The following is a 20651-nucleotide window of genomic DNA, read 5'->3' on the forward strand; positions in this document are numbered from 1 at the left end:
AGCGAGGTACCAATCGATCGAGGAGCACGGTGGTCGAGAAAGACGGAAGCGTGGCCGAACCACAGCACGGTGACGACCTGGCCGGCGCGTTCGGCGTCAACGTGCGGCGACGTCGCGAGGAGGCGGGCCTGACGCTGGAGCAGCTGTCCGCGCAGTCGTCGGTCAGCCGGGCGATGTTGTCCAAGGTCGAGCGCGGTGAGAAGAGCCCGACGATCGGGGTGGCGTCCAGGATCGCCCACGCGCTCGACGCGTCGCTCTCGGACCTGATCGGTGCGCCGGCCGGGACCGCGTCCGGCGTGGCCGTCGTCATGCGCAAGAACCATCGTCCCGTGTTCCGTGACCCGGAAACCGGCTTCGAGCGGCACATGGTGTCCGCGGTACCGGGCGCGGGAGGGGCGGAGATGGTCGTCCACCACCTTCCCGCGCAGGTGTCCACCGGGCTGCTGCCCGCCTATCCGCCGGGTACGGAGAAGCAGCTCGTGGTGCTCGAAGGCACCCTCACCGTCGCGATCGGCGGCATCAACGAGACCCTGGACACAGGCGACTCCCTGTTCTTCCAGGCCGATGCCGACCACGGCTTCGCCAACCGGACGAACGCTCCGTGCGAGTACATCATGTTCATCTCGCGCCGAACCTGACGGCTCAGGAGCGCGGCCACCAGCACCCGGTCATCCACCGGCGACCGGCTACAGGCGACGGCAGTTCTGCGGGCGCTGCGGGCGGTCGTCGGTCCAGCCCGTCGTGGGCGTCCAGGTCTGGGAGTTCACGGTCTGTCCCTTGGACAGGCCCACGGTGTCCTCTCCGGCCTTGGTGACCTCCGCCAGGATCTCGCCGGTCGCCGGGTCGAGGACGGTCGTATGGTCCTCGGTCACCTCGTCGTCCGTGCCGAACTCCATGAAATACCGCTTGCCCTTGTCGAAGTCCACGGCCAGGCCCTCGCGGCTCAGCGGGTCCCTGATCACTCCCCGCACGTCGGTCGTCGGCAGGTCGGCCAGCAGGCGCAGGACGGTGGCCCGGACCGCCGGGCGCAGGGGCATCGCGCATCCTGTGCTCCGGGTTCCGGCCCGTCCCGGACCAGCAGCCGTCGGAGGGCTGATGTTGTTCATGGTGATCGAACGATTCCGCGGTCAGGACGCGAAGGCCGTCTATCGGCGATTCCGCGAGAAGGGCCGCATGACCGAAGAGGGTCTGGTGTTCGTCTCCAGTTGGGTGGCGGCCGATCTGAGCCGGTGCTTCCAGCTCATGGAATGTGACGACATCGCACTCCTGCAGCGCTGGGTCGCCGAATGGTCGGACCTCACCGAGTTCGAGATCGTGCCGGTGGTGCCCGGTGCCACGACCGCCGCAGCGCTCGACGACTGATCCGGACGTCGCCGGTCAGAGCATCGGACGTGGGTAACCGGCCGGGGGAGTGCTCAGCCGCCACGGCTGGTGGACGTCGGCGGCCGGTACGCCGTCGAGCTCGGGGACGTGGCGGCGTACGTAGTCGCCCGCCGGGTCGAACCGCTGCGCCTGGCGCAACGGGTTGAAGCCGCGGTCGGGACGCGTGTCGTTGCCGGTCCCGGCGATCCACTGCCAGTTGCCCGAGTTGATGGCCACGTCGCCGTCGAGGAGGTGCTCGAAGAAGTGCCGGGCGCCGGCGCGCCAGTCGACCCCGAGGACCTTGACCAGGTAGGAGGCCACGATGAGGCGGGCCCGGTTGTGCATCCAGCCCTCGGCGAGTAGCTGGCGCATGCCGGCGTCCACGATGGGGAGCCCGGTCATGCCCTCCCGCCAGGCCTGCAGCGCGTCCTCGTCGTCGCGCCAGCGGTGGCCGCGGGGGCGGTAGTCCTCCCGGTTGATGCGCGGGAAGGCGTAGGTGACCTGGTGGTAGAAGTCGCGCCAGCACAGCTGGCGGACGAACGGCTCGCTGCCCGCGGCCAGGTGGGCCAGTTCCAGCGGGGACAGGCAGCCGAACCTCAGGTACGGGCTCAGGCGGGAGGTGCGGTCACCGGCCAGATCGTCGTGGCCGTCGGCGTACCCCGGCAGGGCACGGCGGATCCACCGCCGGGCGCGGTCACGGGCGGCGGTCTCGCCGCCGGGCACGGGTCCCGGCCGGGCCGGGGCCGGCAGCCGCCCGGGGTCGAGGTCGTGGGGCGTCGGCACGTGGCGAGGGGCCGCGAGCAGGGGACGGCGCCGGTACCGGCTCCAGGAACGCCAGTACGGCGTGAAGACCCGGTAGTGATCCCCGCCCCCGGACGGGGTGAGCGTGCCGGGCGGCACCACCGTGACCCCGGGGAAGAGCTGGTAGGAGAGGCGTTCGCGGGCCAGCCGGTCCTGCCTGCGCCTGGCCAGCAGGCTGACGTCGGCACTGGCGAAGACCGCCTCGGCTCCGGTTCCGTGGACGAGCTTCATGGTCTCGGTCACGACGTCGCCGTGCCGTACGACCAGGTCCCCGCCGCGTGCCCGGAAGGACGCCCGCAGGTCGGCCAGGCACTCCAGCAGGAAACCGCGGCGGCGGCCGGCGGGGACGGCCTCGTCCAGCACGAACAGGGGGAGCACGGCGCGGGCGCGCTCGCAGGCGGCCGTCAGTGCCGGGTGGTCGTGCACCCGCAGGTCCCTGTTGAGCAGGACGATCACCGTGTCCATCGACGGTCCCTTCACGACGAGACGGGACGCGGTCGCGGGCCGGTGCGGCGGCGGGCGCGGCTGTGGTCGCCGTCGTGCCGGACCGGCTCGCCGGGCGGGCAGCTCGGCGGCGCCGCCACCCGCGGCCATCCACAACCATGCACCTCAGCCATGCCTCACAGATGCCCCGCCGGCCGCGCCCGCACGCGCGCGCGCGCGGGGACAGTACTTGCGGGAGGGGCGGTGACCAGACCGCTCCGGCATGAGCCCCGAGGGACGGGGAAGGTGCGTGGGCATGGCATTGTGCCTGGTCACCGGGGCAACGGGGTACATCGGCGGGCGGCTGGCGCCTGAGCTGCTGGCCGCCGGTCACGACGTGCGCTGCATGGTGCGCTCGGCCGGACGCCTGCGCGATCTGCCGTGGGCGAACCGGGTGGAGGCCGTCGAGGCCGACGCCACCGACGCCGAGCGCACGCGCCGGGCGCTGGACGGGGTGGACGTCGCGTACTACCTGATCCACGCGATGGGGACGAGCGGCCGGTTCGCTGAGCGGGACCGGCTGGCGGCGCGCACGTTCGCGGCCGCGGCGGCCGAGGCGGGAGTGCGGCGGATCGTCTATCTGGGCGGGTCGACCGCGGACGAGAGGCTCTCGCCGCACCTGTCGTCGCGGGCCGAGGTGGGGGAGATCTTCCTGCGGGGCGCGGTGCCGGCGGTGGTGCTGCGTGCCGCGGTGATCATCGGGTCGGGGTCGGCCTCGTTCGAGATGCTGCGTTACCTGACCGAGCGGTTGCCGGTGATGACGACGCCGCGCTGGGTGCGCAGCCGTACGCAGCCGATCGCGGTGCGGGACGTGCTGCGATATCTGGTGGCGTGGGCGGAGGTGCCGGGAACGGTCAACCGGGGGTTCGACATCGGCGGCCCTGATGTCCTCACGTATGCCGACATGATGCACGGCTATGCCGCGGTGGCCGGGTTGCCGCCGAGGTTGATCATTCCGGTGCCGCTGCTCACCCCCCGGCTGTCGAGCCTGTGGGTGGGGCTGGTCACGCCCGTCCCCGCGAGCATCGCCCGCCCGCTGGTGGAGTCGCTGCGCAACGAGGCCGTGTGCGGCGAGCACGACATCGCCCGCCACGTACCCGACCCCGAGGGCGGGCTGGTCGGCTTCCACCAGGCGGTGTCCCTGGCGCTGATGAAGATCAAGGAGGCCGACGTCGCCACGCGCTGGTCCTCGGCGTCCACGCCGGGCGCGCCGAGCGACCCGCTGCCCACCGATCCCGACTGGGCGGGCGGCAGCCTGTTCGTGGACGATCGCCGCCTGGCCGTGCAGGCGAGCCCGGAGGCGTTGTGGCAGGTGATCGAGGGCATCGGCGGCCGTAACGGCTGGTACTCGCTGCCGGTGGCGTGGCAGTTGCGGGGCTTGGCCGACCGGCTGGTGGGCGGGGTCGGGCTGCGGCGCGGCCGGCGCGATCAGGCCCGGCTGCGGGTGGGCGACTCGATCGACTTCTGGCGGGTGGAGGAGGTGCTTCCCGGACGGCTGCTGCGGCTGCGCGCCGAGATGCGGCTGCCCGGACTGGCCTGGCTGGAGCTCGGCGTCACCCGCTCCGGCGGCCGGACGATCTACACCCAGCGTGCCGTCTTCCATCCGCACGGCCTGCTCGGCCATCTGTACTGGTGGGCGATCTCGCCCTTCCACGGCCTGATCTTCGGCCGGATGCCGGTCAACGTGGCCGCCGCGGCCCGGCGCAGGGATCAGTCCCCGGCTACGAGCTGACCAGCGCCAGATCGAGCACGTCGATGCCGACCGGGGTGCGCTCGGTCGCGAGCCGGCCCAGCGACCACCGACCGGGGAACCGGTGCAGCAGTGCGTGCACCGCTGTCGCGACCTCGTGCCGGGCCAGGTGCGCGCCGAGGCAGAAGTGCACACCGTGGCCGAAGGAGAGGTGCTCGTTGGGCGTCCGGTCCAGCCGGAACTCCTGCGGCTCGGCGAACACCCGGGGATCCCGGTTGGCCGAGAGCACCATGGCGACCACCCGCCGGCCGGCCTCCACGGGGTGCCCGGCGATGCCGGTCGGGCCGGTGGTGAACCGGTCGGTGCCGCCGATCGGGGGCAGGAACCGCAGCACCTCCTCGACGGCGGCGGGCACCAGCCAAGGGGCGGCACGCAGCCGGGCCGGCGCCTCCGGGTGGGCGGCCAGGCACAACACGAGGTTGACGAGCAGGGTCCTGGTCGTCTCGTGGCCGTTGACGAGCAGCAGCGTGCAGAAGTCGAGCAGTTCCTCGTCGGAGAGCCGGCTGCCGTCCGGTTCGGCGGCCAGCAGGGTGTCGATCACGTCGCCTCGGGGGCGGGCGCGGTGTTCGGCGAACACCTGGCCGAAGTACTCGGCCAGTTCGGCGTGCGCGGCGCGGAAGGCGGCCCGGCGCGCCGGGTCCTCGCTGAACGCGCCCGCGAAGGAGGTGATCGCCTCGGTCCAGCGCACGAAGTCCGGCTGCCGGTCCGCTTCCACGCCGAGCAGCGCGGAGATGGTGCGCACAGGCAACGGTCGACCGAGCCGGCCGATCACGTCCAGCTCACCGTCCACCCCGGCCAGTTGCGTCCGCACGGTATCGGTGATCGAGGGCAGCAACGCCTGGATCGCGCGGGGCGTGAAGGCCCGGCTGACCAGCCGGCGCAGCAGGTGGTGCCGGGGCGGGTCGATCGCCGACAGGCTGCCGAGAAGCGGGTTGTCCCGGTGCGGCGGGGGTTGCGCGCTGTGGCGCAGCTCGTCGGACGAGAACGTCCGGTAGTCGGTGAGCACCTGTTTCACCTCGGTGTAACCGTGCACCAGCCAGGCCCGCAACGGCTCGGCGTAGCGCACCCCGTCCCCGGCCAGACCGTCCTGTGCGGTCTGCCGGTACCAGTCGAGGATCTCCTTGACGACGTCATCGGTCATGCGCCGAGTGTGTTAGCCCCGGCTGGTCACGGCTTGGAGAAAACGGCCATCCGGCGAGCAACGCGGTCGGCGGCGCGCCCACCGCGTGCCGGAACTCGGCGAGCAGGTGTGACTGGTCGTAGCAGCCGCTGCGCACGGCGATGGCCGCCCAGTCCGGGCGCTCGCCCCTGGCCACCGCGGCACGTGCGGCGGCGAGCGCGTGGTGCAGCCGCACCACCCGCGCGTAGGACTTGGGCCGCAGCCCGACCGCCACCCCGAACCGCCGCCGTAGCTGCCGCTCGGACAACCCGGCCCGGGCGGCATGCTGCTCCACGGGCGCACCTGGCGCCGCGTGCATCGCCGCCAGGACGACGCGCACCCGCTCGTCGACCCGGCATCGCCCGGCGCGCGCCCGTACCAGGGCCAGCGCCCCGGCCAGCCGCTCACCCACCGCCCCGGCCGGCCGCCCGACCTCGATGGGCCACCCGGCCGGCGTCCCGGCCTCGATGGGCGCCCCGGACAGCGGCACCTCGTCGGCCGCGACCCCGAACAGCCCGGTCACCGTCCCCGGTCGCAGCCGCACTCCGACCAGGGGCCCGCCCCCGGGCAGCGGTCCCTGCCGGACGCGTGTCTCAGGACCGGCCAGCCGGTATTCACCGTCAGGCATGACCAGCAGGTCGACAGCCGGGTGCGGCAACCCTCTCGGCACCGCGTCGCCGTCCAGCGCCCAACTCCCGGCCACGAGGTGGGCCAGGTCGGCGGGCACGGGCAACGCGGTCACCCGTGCAGTCAACCCGGCGACCCCCGCGTCCGCCACCGGTTAACCGGGCCGCGGACGCGCGACGGGTGCCCAGCCGCGGGACTCGGCGAGGCCCGCCTGATCAGTCGTGCGAGCTCTGCGGAGCGGCGTCCAGCTTGACCTCGTTCAGCCGGCCCGTGGCCACGTCGTAGACGAACCCGCGGACGGAGTCCTTGTGCGGGATGAACGGGTCGGCCTGGATGCGCCTGACCGACTGGCGCACGTCCGCCTCCAGGTCCTGGAACGCCTCGGCGGACCAGTCGGGCTTGACGCCGACCTCCTGGTAGATGTCGTGCTTGAAGCCGTCGTCGGTGAAGGTCAGCATGCCGCAGTCGGTGTGGTGGATGAGGATGATCTCGCGGGTGCCCAGGAGGCGCTGGCTGATGGCCAGGCTGCGACGTTCGCCGGCGGTGACGACGCCGCCGGCGTTGCGGATCACGTGCGCGTCGCCCTCGCGCAGGCCGAGCAGGCCGTAGACGTTGAGCCGGGCGTCCATGCAGGCCACCACGGCCACCCCCTGGGCGGGCGGCAGCGGCAGGTCGCCGGAGTCGAAGGCGGCGGCATAGCGTTCGGAGTTGGCGATCAGCTGGTCGGTGACGCTCATGGGGGACGCCCTCCTGTCACGTGCCGCGGCCCGCGGCCATAGTCCACATTCCCTACTGACTGTACATGTTATTGCCTCGCTGTGTAGCCCTGTCGGCGACGGCGGAGGCGGACAGGAGGGTCGCGGCGGAGAGGGGGCCCCAGAGGGCGGTCGGGCCGTGGGAGGCGAGTGTGGTGATGACCGCAGGGGAGACGGCGAGGCCGAAGCCGGTGGAGAGCTGGAAGCGGGCGAGGGCGCGTCCCAGGAGATGGGCCGGCGCGAGGGCGGTGACGAGCGCCGTCGCGCTGCCGGCGTAGATGATCTCGCCGATGGTGCAGACCACGGACACCATGGCGACGGCCGGGGCACCCCAGCCGGGTCCCAGTGAGGTGGCCGCGAGGAAGCCGAGGTAGGACGCGGCGAGCACCACGCCGGCGAGAGCCAGCACGGTCCGCCGGGAGAAGCGGGACAGCAGGACGGTGACCGGCACCTGCAGGGTGACCACCAGCACCGTGTTGGCCACGAAGACGGCTGCCGGCCACACCGGGGACGCGTGCAGCTGTGTCACCAGGATCAGGGGCACCGCGATCTCGGGGACGTTGAGGCAGAAGACGTACACCACGTTGGCGGCCAGCAGCGCCCGCATCCGGGGCGCGGGCCCGCCGATCATGTCCTTGGCCGGAGCGGCGGCCGGACGCGCACGCAGGTGGACCGACCACGCCAAGGCCGCCGCGGCGAGATAGGCGAGCCCGGTGACGGCCGCCAGCGCCCGCAACGCGGTGGTGCCGCCCGCCAGGCACGCGGTGGCGAGGAGGGCGCCCGCCCCCAGAGCGGCGTTGCGCAGGGCGCGGCCTGCGGCGAGGGCGGCATCGCGTTCGCGGCCGTGGGCGACCGTGGCCACGAGGGCCGCGTGGGCGGCCGGCCAGGCCTGGTTGCCGATGCCGAGGAAGAGCGCCGCCGTCGCGAACAGCCAGACGTGCCCCGCGGGGGCGGCCAGCAGCAGCGCCACGCCCAGCACCCGCACCAGCATCGACGCCGCCACGACCGTGCTGCGTGCGCCCCGGTCCAGCCATCGGCCGACCGCGGGCATGCACACCAGACCCACGACCACGCCGGCCGTCATGGCGATGCCGGTGACCGGCGCGGACAGCTTCAGCACCGTCACCCCGTAGAGCAGCAGGAAGGGCCGCAACAGGCCGGTGCCGAGCGCGTCCACGGCCAGGGCCACGGCATAGCGGGGGCCTCCGGAGGCGCGGACGAGGGCGCGCGGCCGGATCTTGGTGGTGGTTGCCATGGCGTCAACGATGCGTTCGGCCGCCGGGGCGGCTCCGTCAGTTGACGGACACCGTCAATCGACGCGGTCGTCGGCCGCCCGACCAGCGATGATGTGGGGATGACGCTGAGGATCGACATCGGCGGCCTGCCGTCCGGGCGGCTGCGGTTCGCCGCCTCCCCGCTGGCCGAGCTGACCGCGATGCTGCACGTGCTGGCCGAACCGGGGCATCACCCGCAGCTCGCCGGCTGGGCCGGGGACGTCTGGGCCGGGCTGCGGCCGGAGCTGGCCGAGCGGCTCAGGGAGGCGGAGTTCCTCTGGCGTTCCTCCCGCGCCGACTTCCTGGTCCCCGCGCGTCCCCGGCCGACCCTCGCCGAGGAGCTGGACGATGTCGACCGGATCGACGACGAGACCTACGTGACCGCCGCGCTCATCACCACGTGCGGCAGCAACCGGGTCCACTTCGGCGCGCCGTCGCCGCTCACCGACGCGACGGCGCGCGAGCGGGCGCTCGACCTGGCCCAGGCGCGCGGCGCGCTCCAGGAGGCCTTCGCGGAACGGCTGCTCGCGGACCCGGCCGCCGTGCGGGCGCGGGTGCGTGACACGCTCGAACAGTGCGCCGGGGCCTTCTTCGACGCCGCCTGGACGGGCGTCGCCGCACAACTCGCCACCGACCTGCGCCTGAAGAACGACCTGCTGAAGCGCCAGGGCATCGGGGCGGCACTCGCGTCCGTCTCCGGCGCCGTCACCCTGGCGCCGGACGGAAACCGCATCATCGTGGACAAGCTGCAGGACAACGCGACCACCGCCCACGGCGCCGGGGTCACCTTCCTCCCCAGCGTCTTCGGCCGCCCGCACCTGGTGGTGGTCCACGCGCCCGGATGGCAGCCGGTGGTGCAGTACCCCGTGGCCGAGGCGGGCCCGTCCGAGCCGGTGTCGCTGGAAACGGTCACGCTGCGGCTGGAGGCGCTCGCGCATCCGGTACGACTGCGGCTGCTGCGCACCCTCGCCCGCGGCCCGCACACCACCGGCGAGCTGGCCCACGCCTGGGAACTCTCACCTCCGGAGGTCTCCCGACACCTCGCCGTCCTGCGCCGCGCGGGCCTGCTCACGGCCCGGCGGCACGGCCGTTACGTCCGCTACACCGTCAATGTCGCCGATCTGACGGCGCTGGGCGCGGACCTGCTGACGGCCGTACTGCGCTGAGCGGCTTCGGCTGTCAGGCTGAGTACGTTCGAGTCGACCGTTCGGTGGAGGTCTGATGCGTGCAGGCGTCGTGGTCACCGCACACCCCGGTGTGGAGGATCTCGCCGTGCGGGCCGAGGAGCTGGGCCTGCACAGTTTCTGGGTCAACGACAGCCCGATGGTCCACGGCGACCCCTTCGTCGCCCTGGGATTGTGCGCGAAGGCCACCAGCCGCATCAGGCTGGGCGTCGGCGTGACGTCACCGGCGCTGCGCTCGGCCCCGGCCGCGGCGAGCGGGCTGGCCAGCCTCAACGCGCTGGCGCCGGGCCGGATCAGCTGCGGGGTCGGCACCGGGAACACCGCCCGGCGCACGCTGGGCATGCGGCCGACCACGGCGGCGACGGTGGAGTCCTTCACCGCCGCGCTGCAGGACCTGTGCGCCGGGCGGAGCATCGAGTACCGCGAGGGCGACCGGGCCCGCGACGTCCGGTTCCTGCACGCCGGGGCGCACGTGAACACGGACGACCCGATCGAGTTCGTCGTGGCCGCGCTGACCGGGCCGAAGGCCGCCGCCGTCGCCGGCCGCCGCGGCACCGGCCTGATCTCCTTCGGCCTGCTCGACCCCGCCGCCTGGCGCGCACTGCACGACGCCCGCCGCGACGCCGCGCACGGCGCACCCCGCAACGCCGCCTCCTACGTGGTCACCGCACTGCACGTACGGGAGGAGGACGAAGACCCCCACAGTGACGCGGCCCGGGACGCGACCGGCCATCTCGTCCTGTCACTGCTGACCTTCGCCGCCGACACGGCCGCCGACACCGCCGCTTTCGCCGAGCGTCTCGGCCCCGGGGAACGCGAGGCCGTACGGCGACTTCTCGACCGGCGCGGCACCACCGCCACCGCACCCGACCGGCACACCAAGCTCTACACCGGCTACCTCGGACGCATCGCGCCCGAGGACCGCGACCTGATCCTGCCCTCACTGATGGACACCCTGGCCCTGGTCGGCACCCGCGACGACCTCCGCGCCCGCATCGCCACCCTGGAACAGGCCGGCGTCGACGAACTGCTCATCCAGCCGGTGATCGACCCACCCACCGAGATGGCCCGGCTGGCCGAACTCCTCACCTGAACGGCCCCGCCGTGAACGGGATCGAGGACGACCAGTTCGAGCCGCTGGGCCTGCCCGAGGCGCCGGACGGCTGGGTGTTCACCAACGCGAACCTGCCCGGCGACCAGGACACCGTGGACATCGGATGGACATCGGCCCCAAGGACAAACGACCGCGGTGCGGGCGGTGCGTCCACCGTCACCGTCTTGTGCGGCGACGGCGAATGCGGTGGACTCGCTTGATCACGACAAACCGCGGATGTGTGCCGGCGGCGGGCCAGATCCGAGAAGGGACACGCAACAATGAAGTTATCGCGGAGCGGCCAGAAGATGTCTGACATGTCGGGCCTGCGGAGCATCATGGAGGACGTCGCGACCTCCACCGCCTCAGGCGCGTCCGACTGGCTGAACCTGAGCATCGGCAACCCCGCCCAGATCAAAGAGGTCATCGACGCCTGGAGAGACCTGACCGCAACCGTCGTGGCCGAGGACTTCACCGCGACCAGCAGCCGCTACGGCCCCTCCCGCGGCATGCCCACCCTGGTCGAGGAGATCGTCACCTCCTTCAACACCCGCTACGGCTGGGGCATCACCGCCGACAACGTCGTGGTGGGACCGGGCAGCCAGATGCTCTTCTTCATCGCCACCGCGCTGTTCGCCGGCCAGACCGCCGACGGCTCCAACCAGCGCGTGGTCCTGCCCATGACCCCCGACTACCCCGGCTACCTGGGCCTGTCCATGGACCCCGACGGCGTGACCGGCATCGCCCCCCAGATCGAACTGACCGGCGACAGGTCCTTCCGCTACGCCTTCGACTTCGAGGCAGTGGAGCGATGCCCCGACATCGGCATGCTCCTGCTGTCCAGCCCCAGCAACCCCACCGGCCGCAGCATCGACGGCGACGAACTCACCCGGCTGATCGACGTGGCCCGGCGCCGAGACGTGCCCCTCATCGTCGACCACGCCTACGGCACCCCCTTCCCCCGCGTCGCCGCCTCCCGCGTGGCCCCGCAGTGGGACGACCACCTGATCAACTGCTTCACCCTGTCCAAGGCCGGCCTGCCCGCCGAACGCGTCGGATTCGCCATCGGGCCCTCCCGCTACATCCGCGCGATGGTGTCGTTCATGGCCAACTCCGTCCTGCACGCCCCGCAGCTCATGCAGCGGGTGGCGGCAAGAGCGCTGTCCTCGGGGCTGCTGGACCGGCTCGCCGCCACGGTGATCAACCCCTTCTACCAGGCCCGCCGCCTGTACGCCGAACGCCTGCTGGCCGACCTGCTGCCCGAGTCCGTCACCTGGCGGCTGCACGCCGGACAGGGCGGCATGTTCTGCTGGTTGTGGATCGACCACGACTGGTTCGACGACATGGCCCTGTACCGGCTGATGAAGACCAAGAAGGTCTTCGTCGTCCCCGGCCGCCACTTCTTCGCAACCCCGACGCCGGACGCCCCAGCGGCGCCCCACGCCAGGCGATGCTTCCGGATCAGCCTCACCGCCGACGAGCACGTGATCGCCGAGGGCGTCGCAAGGATCGCCGAAGGCCTCCTGGAACTGCGCCGCGGCTCCTGAGGCTCGTGCCGCCCGGACCTGCCGCCTCCCATGGGCCCAGGCCCGGCGCGGCCCGCCACCATGACGCGCTACTTGGCGAGGCCGAGCCCTCGGACCAGCACGGTGGCCGCCTTGGCGATCACGCTGTTGTCCATGGTCGCGGTGGGGTCGGTGCGATTGGTGTAGATCGCGATGATCACCGGCGCGCCGGAGGGCGGCCAGGCGACGGCGATGTCGCTGCCCGGCGCGTACGCGCCGACGCCGCCCCCGGTCTTGTCGCCGACGACCCAGTCCCGCGGAACCCCGGCGCGGATGCGCTCGGTGCCGGTGATGCCGGCCCGTAGCCACTCGTTCAGCCGCTGCCGGTCCTCAGGGACGAGAGCGTCGCCCAGGCTGAGCTTCTGCAGGTTGCGTGCCATGAACGCGGGCTTGACGGTGTCGCGCTTCTCGCCCGGCTTCCAGTCGTTGAGTTCCGGCTCATGGCGGTCGAGCCGCCCGATCGGGTCCCCGAGCGAGCGGTAGTAGCGGGTCAGCCCCGCGGGGCCGCCGATCTGCTTGAGGAGCACGTTCGCCGCGGTGTTGTCGCTGGCGGTGACGGTCGCGTGGCACAGCCGGTCCGCGGTCATGCCGTTCTTGACGTTCTCCGGCCGTCCGGTGATCGGCGAGTTCACGACCACGTCCTTGGCCGTCCAGCGCAGCGTGCGGTCCAGCAGGCCGGGGTCGGTCGTCCGGGCCTTGTTCAGGATGGCGCCGCACAGGATGGCCTTGAAGGTGGAGGCGCTGGCGAATCGTTCGCCGCCCCGGTAGGAGAGGGTCTTCCCGGTGCCGGTGTCGATCGCGTAGGCCCCGATGCGTCCCTGGTAGGAGTTCTCGAGCGCGCGCAGTTGCTTCTTGACGTCGGCCGTGCCGCTCTCCGGCTGCGCGACGGCGGACGCCGAACGTGTGTCGGCGCCTGCCGAACCCGCCAGGCCGACGACAGCCGCCATCGCCGTGGAGGTCGCCAGCACGGAGGCGCCGAGCCTGGTACGCAGCCCCCTGTGATGATCGTGTCTCATCCCGACTCCCCGATCTCGATCCGGATCTTCATGAGCGCGACCCAGAAGACCAGAGGCGGCAGCGGCATGTCCAATAGCGATATGAGACCCCGAACAATAAGGATTCCGATATTTCCCCAGGTAATCGCCTCCCGCACCTCGACGCTCAGGCGACGATCGCGGCCAACTCCGCCCGCGAGGAGATCCCCAGCTTGGGGAAGGCCTTGTAGAGGTGGTAGCCGACGGCGCGCGGGCTGAGGTACAGCTGGGCCGCGATGCCGGTCGCGTCAGACGCCCCGGACGCCGTGCCGGTGGGCTCCGGGCGGTGGGTTCGCGGCGAAGCCCTTTGCCATCAACCACACGGCGAAGACGAAGGTCTGCAGGGCCAGTGGCGCGTTCATGGCCAGGTAGAGCGGTGTGACCACGTCAGTCCTGCGAAGCAGCACCAGGAAACTCGCCGATACGGCTGCTGCGATCGCCAGGAATCCCCATCCGGACAACCATCGAGGGACGGATCTCGACCGCCACAGGATGCGGAACAACAGGAGATCTCCAAGGCTCAGCGAGATGATCAATGCGACGTGATTGACCAAGTCGCGCGCCGTCCGCAGTAATTCGCCCACGACCTCGATGCCGGATGCGGCCGCAGCGCCGGCTTGGGTGAGTTCCTGACCCAGCACGAGAAACAGGGGCAGGATGATGACGCCGATGAAGTGGAACGTCGCAGCGATCAGCCTGAACCCGAGGAAACCGAGGCTGAGCGCCTCGTTCTCCGCCCTCAACATCGGATACAGGTACAGCGCGAACCCGACATAGGCGGGGATCATGATGGACTGAGCGACTGCGCCGACGATGACCTGGCCCTCGTGTGCGGAAATGAGAGCGAGACGGCCTGGTTCGTCGACAGCCGGAACGACGCTCAGCGCACCGGCGACCATGCCCAAGATGACCAGCGTGCCGGCGATTGCGGTTGCCCGCCTGTTCGTGTGCACGATTCATGTCCAGAGATTGTCGTGGTGGTCAGCGTGTGAGCAGGTCCATGCGGAGGAACTCGGTGATGCGGAGCACCTTCGGCGGGCGTGCCACCTCGGCGGGGAGGGCCTGGAACGCCTCGTCCGTCCCGACAAGGCGTGGGGCGGTGAGTTCCACCTCTCTCCCGTCGACCCGGAGCCGCGCATTTCTGGCCGCCAGGACGTTCTGCACCCAGTCGGAGCGCGATCCGTACACCAGAACGAACAGGTAACCGCCGTCGACGGGATGCGCGTCGAGCGGCGTGCGGTAGGTGGCGCCGGAGATGCGCCCGACGTGAACCAGCACCGGCCATCGCCCGCCGGTTATCGCGCGGGGGTTGAACACCTTCTTGTTCACGTGCCCCCACCATTTCGGCATCGGCATGGAAATCTCCTTCTCCGCGCTCCGCAAGCGCCAGGACGGCCTTACGTCTGTAAGGCCACTTACGGCTGTAAGGTTGGCTTACGCTTGTAAGGCTGTCAACCCGCCCACACCCCGGAGCCGTCATGCCGCCGCAACCGCTCAGCAGAGTCCTCGTCCTGGAAGCCGCGATCCGGGTCGCGGACGGCGGCGGCGTGGAGGCGATCACGATGCGCCGGGTGGCGCAGGAACTGGGCGTGGAGGCGATGTCGCTCTACCACCACGTGCCGAACAAGGACGCGATCCTCGACGGCGTGGTCGACATGGTGTTCGCGGCGATCAAGCTGCCCGGTGCCGAAGGCGACGACTGGCGCGACGCGATCCGTACGCGAGCCGTCTCCGCACGCGCGATCCTGTCGCAGCACAGCTGGGCCCTCGGCCTCATGGACTCCCGCCGCGACCCTGGGCCGGCGACGCTGCGCCACCACGACGCCGTCCTGGGCGTCCTGCGGGAGGCGGGGTTCACACTGCCGATGGCGGCGCACGCCGTCTCGTTGATCGACAGCTACGTCTACGGGTTCGTCCTGCAGGAGGCGAACCTGCCGATGGCGACGCCGGACGATGTCGAGGAAGTGGCCGGCGGCATCCTCCAGCGGCTGCCGGAGAAGGAGCTGCCGTACCTCACCGAGATGATCCGCGACCACGCCCTGCGACCGGGCTACGACTACACCAGCGAGTTCGGCTACGGCCTGGACCTGATCCTGGACGTCCTCGAAGCGCGCCGGAGGGCCCCGCGTCCGGGCGAAGTCGGGTGAGCTTCTTCGGTACGGGCGGCGACGTCGGCGGGGTCGGGGCAGAGACCGGGCGGGTCCGGCTGGGCCGATGGTGGTGTCAGTGGCGGTGGTGGTTGTCGGGCTGTGCGGGGTCGCCCGGGTGTTCAAGGCCCGGCACCAGTCGCAGCCGGTGGGCGCGCGCGTGGTCGAGCCAGCGTACGAACGCCACCCTGCGCGCGGAGTCGAGGAGGCCGTCGGCGGGTGCGGTCGAGGCCGTACCCGGGGTCGGGTTGTGACAGGCGACGAGGGTGGCGGTCCAAGGGCCGGCCGTCACCGTCCGGCCCGGTACGGCGGCGGCCAGAGCCTCGGCCAGGGCGACGGGCAGCGAACCTGGCTCGGCGTCGAACTCGCCGTCCGGGGTGCGTAGCCGCCATGTCGGTCCGGTGGTCGGCCGCGCGGTGGCCTCCCGATACGCGGCCGCCTCCGCCGCGGAGACGGTGACGTCGGCGGTGACGGCCTCGTAGACGGCGCGGACGGCGGCGCTGCCCTCGTAGGCCGCCGCGGCGATCGAACCCAGCTCGACAGCCGCCCGCTGGTCGAGCCGTACCGCGATGGCGTCGGTGGCTCGCCGGCCGGGCCGTACCGCGATGGCGTCGGTGGCCTGGCCGGGCCGTGCCGCGATGGCGTCGGTGGTGGGCTGGTCGGGGCGGGGTGATGGGGGCTTCTCCAGGGGCAGTCCGCGGGCTGTGGCCTCGGCGGCGCACAGGTGCTCGGTCAGCACCACCTGGGCCACCCAGCGCGTGAGCTGCCGGTCCTCGGCCGTGCCCGGCGCCGGGAGCGCCGCGGACCTCGGGCCGGCCCGCAGGGCTGCGAGCCGTCGGTCCAGCTCGGAGCGGGGGAGCGGGCAGCCGTCGAGCCAGCCGAGCACCGGCCCCACACCGGGCGCGACCAGCTCACCAGCGCCCGGCTCACCAGCGCCCGGCTCACCAGCGTCCGGCTCACCAGTGCCCGGCTCGCCAGTGCCCGGCTCGCCGGTGACGGGCGCGTGGGCGAAGTGCGGACGGCCGGCATGGGCAGCGTGGGCGGTGATCGGATGGTCGGTTTGGGGAGGCTGGGCGGAGGTCGGGCGGTCGGTCTCGGGCGTGGGGGCGGGGGGCGGATGGTTGGTGCGGGGCGTGTGGGTCACGGGGTCACCACCAGTTCGACGGTCGGCGCGTACTGGCAGCGGCCGAACCACATGACCTTGCCCAGGGCCCACGCGGAGCCGGGGGCGGCGTCGCGCGGTGCGGACACCTCGAACTCGGCGACCGTGCTCTCGCCGGCCGCCAGGACGAACCCGCGGACCGGGGCGGCGATCAGGTCCCACGTGCCCCAGGGCGAGACGACCTGCAGCTCGCCCCGGATCTCACCGTACGTACGGTTGTGCAGCGCCAGCCCCAGCACGGCACGCCCGCCGGGAGCGACGCGCACCGACGGCGTGGTCACCTCCACCGACAGGCCGGTGTCGCGGCCGGGGTGGTCCTTGCTGCCCTGCGCGGCCACCCAGTCCTCGGGGACGTCACCGGGCACGGGCAGCACGCCGGGCAGGTCGCCGACGGCGATGGTGACCACGTCCTCGACGGTCTGGCCGTCGTGCCGGATCCGGGCGGCGACGAAGTACAGGCCGGGCTCGACGCCCGGGGGAGGGGTCGCCGTCACGGGGAACCGTACGTGCCCGCCCGCCACCAGCCGGTACGGGCGCCGCGTCAGACCGGCCGTCCAGCCCTCGGGGACGATGATCTCCACGGCTCCTTCCACGTCGGCGTCGAGCAGGTGCGAGGAGAGCACCACCGACAGTTCGGCGGGCTCGCCCGCGGTCCGCACCAGGCCCGGCGACGCCGTGACGCTCACCGGCAGGTAGCCCATCGGCGCCGGCCCCCGGTTGTGCAGCCAGTACCGCGCATGCACCGGCTGCGCCACCTCGACCGCCGGCCCCAGCACCGCACCGCCGCGGGCCGAGCCACCCGGACGGATGGCGGGCACGGTCGGCAGGGCGGGCACGGCGATCACGGTGGCGACCTCGGCGCCGGTCAGCGCGACGGCGCCCTGGACGGGGTCGCGCCGCCGTTCGAGCAGGTCGGCGTGGTGCGCCTCGGTCAGGGCGAGCGCACCGGTCAGGACGGCGTCGCGGCCGAGCCCGGTGGACTCCATCAGGCGCACGGTCACCCCGGAGGCCGGGTCCGCCGCGGCGGCCGACCCGTGGGCGGTCGGGTTGCCGGCCGGCTTGACGGTGCCGACCAGCACCTCCCGGGCGGGCTCGACCTTCAGGTACGACCGGGTCGGCGGCAGCGGGCCCCCGTGCGGCTCGGCGAGCACGGCGTACAGCGGATGGTTGAACTCCTGCCCCCGGGCGGGCAGCGTCAGCGTGCGCCAGTCGCCCTCGCCGGAGACCAGCGCGTAACGGAACTCGTGGGTCCAGTGCATGAGCTGGAAGCCCGCCCCGTCGGGCAGCGTACGGCGGGGCGGGTCGATCCACACCCCGGACGGCCACCCGGTGCACGAGCGCATCAGCGACAGGTGCAACGTGCCGGCCGGATCGACGGCGAAGCCCGGCAGGCCGTAGGTGAGCAGCGCGACGGTGTGGCCGGTGAGCAGCTCGGACTCCGGGACCGCGCCGGGGCAGGCGGAGCTCACGCGGGCGTCGGCGAGGTCGGCGGTCAGCGCGGCGGGATCGGTGGTGACCAGGGCGGGCAGCGCCCGCAGGTCACGCAGGTCGGCGTTGGGCCGCCAGACCTCGCGCAGCGGCCGGGCGGCGGGCACCCAGACGCGCCCGTCCCGCTCCAGGACCTCGGCGTAGGCCGGGCCCGCGCGTTCCAGCAACTCGCGCACCGCGTCGTTCTCCCGCGGCCCGCCGATCATGATGCGGAAGTCGGGGAGGTTGGAGTCGACGTCGAGCCAGCCGTACCTGGACCAGTCCGCCCCGGCCGTGGTCGCGGTGACCCCGGCCCTGACCAGTGCGACCAGCAGGTCGCGCACGTCGGCGGCGTCGTCCGGGCCGGGCACGACCACCTCCGCCACGCCGAGCGCGCGCTCGCCCAGCGGCCGGCCGTCGGGGCCGGTGAGGCTGACGCGGGCGGTGGAGCCCAGGCCGAACCAGGTGTTGGCGGGGTTGTCGAGCGTCCACGGCGCCTCGGCGGCGTCCACGTCCGGCAGGGCGAACCCGCGGCCGACCACGGCCCCGGCCACCTCGCTCACCGGCAGCGCGCCGGGCAGGTCGGCGGGGAAGCTCAGCCGCAGCAGCCGGTCCGCGCCGCGGTAGTCCAGGACGCGGGTGGCGAGGTCCACGTGATCCACGCCGTCCCAGAGCGTGACGGTCTGCTCGTAGCCGATGCCGTCCACCGTTCCGGTGATCACCAGGCGTTCCCCGAGCGGGCAGGTCTCGCGCCGCACCTGGGCCGTGCCCTGTGCCGCGCCGACGACCGGGCCCTTGGGCACCAGGTGCCAGGGGCCCTCGCCGAAGTCGGGGTGGGCCGGGTACTCCTCGTAGACGCGCAGCTCGTTGCCGACGCATCCGGGCCGTAGCAGCTCGCGCCCCGCCTTCTTGTCCAGGACGCCGGACAGGCAGCCGCCGCGGTGGGGGTCGGCGGTGACGCGGTAGCGGGCGTTCTCCACGGTCACGCCGGGCGCGGGCGTCCATGCGGCCGCACCGCGCCGGGACGATCCCGGGAGGAGGCGCCAGGTGCGCCAGCCGGTCGCGGGCACGTCCTCGGCCAGGAAACGCAGGGTCCCCCGGTCCACGACGCACGGCACCTCCGCGCCGGCGTCGTCGAGCACCCGTCCGCCGTCGAGCCCCGCGGGCAGCCGTACGGCCACGGGCGCGGACCGGTCGAACGACAGCGTGTTCGCGACGACGACCGCGACGCCGTCGCCGCTGGTGTCCACGCGGGCGACGAGCGAGGCGAGCGAGACGTCGCGCACCTCGCCCGCCAGGTCGTACGCCTCGCGCCAGCCGGACAACAAGTCCAGGTAGACCTGGTCGGACTCGCTGCCGGTGATCGCGTCGTGGTGTGCCCCGTAGGCGAGCTGACGCCACACCTTGTCCATCGCGGCCTCGGGGTAGGTCCCGAGCCCTTCGAGCGCGGCGAGGGTGGCCAGCTTCTCCGCGTCCACGGCGGCCACCTCGCCCGCCCGCTGCGCCTGCTTGGTGTCGATGTAGGAGACGTCCTTGCCGGTGTAGACCGGGTTCATGTCGCGGGTCTGCGGGCTGGGGCGGCGTCCGGTGGCCGCCAGCTCGGCCCGGACCGCGTCGAGGAAGTCGCGCGGGGTGGCGCAGACGAAGCGCGGCCAGACGTAGCGGGCGTTCCAGGAGCGGTGGATCTCGGTGACCCACTTGTTGGGCGGGGTGTAGTCGGTGCCCACGGGCAGCAGCAGGTTCCGCGTCGCCCCGACCGGCTTGAGCTTGCGGTACAGCTCGTACACCGCGTTCTCGGCGGTCGCCAGGTCGGGGGCGGAGTCCATCCACCAGCCGGCCGAGTAGTGGTGCGGCATGAAGTGCGTCAGCACGCCCAGCCCCGACGGCGCGATCCACTCGAACTCGCTCGGGAACTGCATCACCCGGGCGTCGTCCTTGGCCTCGCGGAAGTTCTTCTGGATCGGCCCCCACTGGTGGAACGGCCCGCGCGCCCACGCGCTCCCGGTCAGCCCCGCCGCGGCGAGGTATCCGGGGAACTGCGGGTCGTGCCCGAACGCGTCGAGCTGCCACGCCGTCGCCGGCTCGCCGCCCAGGATGTCGCGCTGGTAGCCGATGCCGTACACGATGTTCCTGATCGTGACCTCGGCTCCGGTCAGGTTGGTGTTGGGCTCGTTGTACGTCCCCCCGACCAGCTCGACCTGCCCGCGCTCCATCAGCAGCCGCAGATCGGCCCGGCGCTCGGGATGCACGTCGAAGTACGGCTTGAGATAGTCGATCTCGGCCAGCACGAACTTGTAGACCGGATCGCGCAGCGCCAGGTCCAGGTGCGCCTCCACCAGCGCGAACCCGTTGCGTTCCCACAGCGGGCGGGTGGTGGCGTCCCCGGACAGCAGCTCCCACGGCGAGGTGTAGGCCGCCTGCGTGTTCCACCACACCGGGTCGTAGTGGAAGTGGGAGACCATGAACATCGTCCAGCCGGGCTCGGCCACGACCACCACGGCCTCGGCCCGCGCGCCGCCCGCCGTCACCACGACCGGCAGCTCGGCCCCCGGGACCGGGTCGGCGATCTCCAGCGGGACCTCGACCTCGCCCGAGCCCGCCGCCTCCCCGGACACACCCGGGCCGGTGACCGCGACCCGGGCGGGCGGGCCGTCGAGCGTCACGCGCAGCACCTGGCGCGGGGCGTCCTCGGTGCCCGCGAACAAGTCCGTGGACTCCACGGAGACGATGGCGACTGACACGGTCTTCCTCTCTGGAAATCGATGATCACGTGGTCGGCCCGGTGAGG

21 protein-coding genes are annotated in these 20651 nt (G+C 72.6%); 8 read left to right on the forward strand and 13 right to left on the reverse strand.

Features of this window, described 5'->3' with window-relative positions:
- The first annotated feature begins 29 nt into the window (after window positions 1-29).
- The gene (locus ABZ444_RS18620) at window positions 30-638 is read left to right on the forward strand and encodes an XRE family transcriptional regulator (protein ID WP_357997941.1); all 609 of its coding nucleotides are present in this window, start codon (window positions 30-32) and stop codon (window positions 636-638) included.
- 48 nt (window positions 639-686) lie between these two features.
- On the opposite strand, the gene ABZ444_RS18625 is transcribed toward ABZ444_RS18620, so the two are convergent.
- Window positions 687-1037, reverse strand: a complete 351-nt coding sequence (locus ABZ444_RS18625; protein WP_357997944.1) for a hypothetical protein — start codon at window positions 1035-1037, stop codon at window positions 687-689.
- 58 nt (window positions 1038-1095) lie between these two features.
- On the opposite strand from ABZ444_RS18625, the gene ABZ444_RS18630 reads away from it, so the two are divergent.
- The gene (locus ABZ444_RS18630) at window positions 1096-1362 is read left to right on the forward strand and encodes a DUF3303 family protein (RefSeq protein WP_357997947.1); all 267 of its coding nucleotides are present in this window, start codon (window positions 1096-1098) and stop codon (window positions 1360-1362) included.
- A 15-nt stretch (window positions 1363-1377) separates the two neighbouring features.
- Here ABZ444_RS18630 and ABZ444_RS18635 read toward each other — a convergent pair whose 3' ends face one another.
- Together ABZ444_RS18635 and ABZ444_RS18640 are read right to left on the reverse strand one after the other, a co-directional pair.
- Complete coding sequence (locus ABZ444_RS18635) at window positions 1378-2628, reverse strand: deoxyribodipyrimidine photo-lyase (protein ID WP_357997950.1); 1251 nt, start codon at window positions 2626-2628, stop codon at window positions 1378-1380.
- Window positions 2629-2639: 11 nt separating this feature from the next.
- Complete coding sequence (locus tag ABZ444_RS18640; RefSeq protein WP_357997953.1) at window positions 2640-2780, reverse strand: hypothetical protein; 141 nt, start codon at window positions 2778-2780, stop codon at window positions 2640-2642.
- Between the two features lie 122 nt (window positions 2781-2902).
- On the opposite strand from ABZ444_RS18640, the gene ABZ444_RS18645 reads away from it, so the two are divergent.
- Complete coding sequence (locus ABZ444_RS18645; protein WP_357997956.1) at window positions 2903-4378, forward strand: SDR family oxidoreductase; 1476 nt, start codon at window positions 2903-2905, stop codon at window positions 4376-4378.
- Here ABZ444_RS18645 and ABZ444_RS18650 read toward each other — a convergent pair.
- The 4 genes from ABZ444_RS18650 to ABZ444_RS18665 all read right to left on the reverse strand — a co-directional run bounded on the left by ABZ444_RS18650 (window position 4368) and on the right by ABZ444_RS18665 (window position 8192).
- Complete coding sequence (locus ABZ444_RS18650; RefSeq protein WP_357997959.1) at window positions 4368-5537, reverse strand: cytochrome P450; 1170 nt, start codon at window positions 5535-5537, stop codon at window positions 4368-4370. The genes ABZ444_RS18645 and ABZ444_RS18650 overlap by 11 nt on opposite strands.
- Window positions 5527-6297 (reverse strand): helix-turn-helix domain-containing protein, encoded by a 771-nt coding sequence (locus tag ABZ444_RS18655; protein ID WP_357997962.1) that lies wholly within the window; start codon window positions 6295-6297, stop codon window positions 5527-5529. The genes ABZ444_RS18650 and ABZ444_RS18655 overlap by 11 nt, the downstream gene beginning before the upstream one ends.
- A gap of 100 nt (window positions 6298-6397) precedes the next feature.
- Entirely contained in the window at window positions 6398-6919 is a 522-nt protein-coding gene (locus tag ABZ444_RS18660; RefSeq protein ID WP_357997965.1) for a carbonic anhydrase, read from the reverse strand.
- Between the two features lie 52 nt (window positions 6920-6971).
- The gene (locus tag ABZ444_RS18665; RefSeq protein WP_357997968.1) at window positions 6972-8192 is read right to left on the reverse strand and encodes an MFS transporter; all 1221 of its coding nucleotides are present in this window, start codon (window positions 8190-8192) and stop codon (window positions 6972-6974) included.
- Window positions 8193-8291: 99 nt separating this feature from the next.
- Here ABZ444_RS18665 and ABZ444_RS18670 point away from each other — a divergent pair, with 99 nt between their 5' ends.
- The 4 genes from ABZ444_RS18670 to ABZ444_RS18685 are packed head-to-tail and all read left to right on the forward strand — an operon-like array spanning window position 8292 to window position 12035.
- Window positions 8292-9377, forward strand: coding sequence for a helix-turn-helix domain-containing protein (locus ABZ444_RS18670; RefSeq protein WP_357997971.1), 1086 nt, complete (start codon window positions 8292-8294; stop codon window positions 9375-9377).
- Window positions 9378-9432: 55 nt separating this feature from the next.
- Entirely contained in the window at window positions 9433-10488 is a 1056-nt protein-coding gene (locus ABZ444_RS18675; RefSeq protein WP_357997974.1) for an LLM class flavin-dependent oxidoreductase, read from the forward strand.
- 11 nt (window positions 10489-10499) lie between these two features.
- Window positions 10500-10709, forward strand: coding sequence for a hypothetical protein (locus ABZ444_RS18680; protein ID WP_357997978.1), 210 nt, complete (start codon window positions 10500-10502; stop codon window positions 10707-10709).
- A gap of 60 nt (window positions 10710-10769) precedes the next feature.
- Complete coding sequence (locus ABZ444_RS18685; protein ID WP_357997981.1) at window positions 10770-12035, forward strand: valine--pyruvate transaminase; 1266 nt, start codon at window positions 10770-10772, stop codon at window positions 12033-12035.
- Window positions 12036-12103: 68 nt separating this feature from the next.
- Here ABZ444_RS18685 and bla read toward each other — a convergent pair whose 3' ends face one another.
- The 4 genes from bla to ABZ444_RS18705 form a co-directional block, all read right to left on the reverse strand.
- Entirely contained in the window at window positions 12104-13069 is a 966-nt protein-coding gene (bla, locus tag ABZ444_RS18690) for a class A beta-lactamase (RefSeq protein WP_357997984.1), read from the reverse strand.
- A 145-nt stretch (window positions 13070-13214) separates the two neighbouring features.
- Window positions 13215-13325, reverse strand: a complete 111-nt coding sequence (locus tag ABZ444_RS18695; protein ID WP_357998118.1) for a LuxR C-terminal-related transcriptional regulator — start codon at window positions 13323-13325, stop codon at window positions 13215-13217.
- 10 nt (window positions 13326-13335) lie between these two features.
- Complete coding sequence (locus tag ABZ444_RS18700; protein WP_357997987.1) at window positions 13336-14040, reverse strand: DUF4386 domain-containing protein; 705 nt, start codon at window positions 14038-14040, stop codon at window positions 13336-13338.
- A 28-nt stretch (window positions 14041-14068) separates the two neighbouring features.
- The gene (locus ABZ444_RS18705) at window positions 14069-14416 is read right to left on the reverse strand and encodes a nitroreductase family deazaflavin-dependent oxidoreductase (protein ID WP_357997990.1); all 348 of its coding nucleotides are present in this window, start codon (window positions 14414-14416) and stop codon (window positions 14069-14071) included.
- Between the two features lie 149 nt (window positions 14417-14565).
- On the opposite strand from ABZ444_RS18705, the gene ABZ444_RS18710 reads away from it, so the two are divergent.
- Complete coding sequence (locus tag ABZ444_RS18710; protein WP_357997993.1) at window positions 14566-15234, forward strand: TetR/AcrR family transcriptional regulator; 669 nt, start codon at window positions 14566-14568, stop codon at window positions 15232-15234.
- A gap of 76 nt (window positions 15235-15310) precedes the next feature.
- Here ABZ444_RS18710 and ABZ444_RS18715 read toward each other — a convergent pair whose 3' ends face one another.
- Together ABZ444_RS18715 and ABZ444_RS18720 are read right to left on the reverse strand one after the other, a co-directional pair.
- Window positions 15311-16378 (reverse strand): hypothetical protein, encoded by a 1068-nt coding sequence (locus tag ABZ444_RS18715; protein ID WP_357997996.1) that lies wholly within the window; start codon window positions 16376-16378, stop codon window positions 15311-15313.
- Window positions 16375-20604 (reverse strand): NEW3 domain-containing protein, encoded by a 4230-nt coding sequence (locus ABZ444_RS18720; RefSeq protein WP_357997999.1) that lies wholly within the window; start codon window positions 20602-20604, stop codon window positions 16375-16377. The genes ABZ444_RS18715 and ABZ444_RS18720 overlap by 4 nt, the downstream gene beginning before the upstream one ends.
- Window positions 20605-20651 lie beyond the last annotated feature (47 nt).

Source organism: Nonomuraea sp. NPDC005730 (assembly GCF_040630865.1).
Lineage (GTDB): Bacteria > Actinomycetota > Actinomycetes > Streptosporangiales > Streptosporangiaceae > Nonomuraea.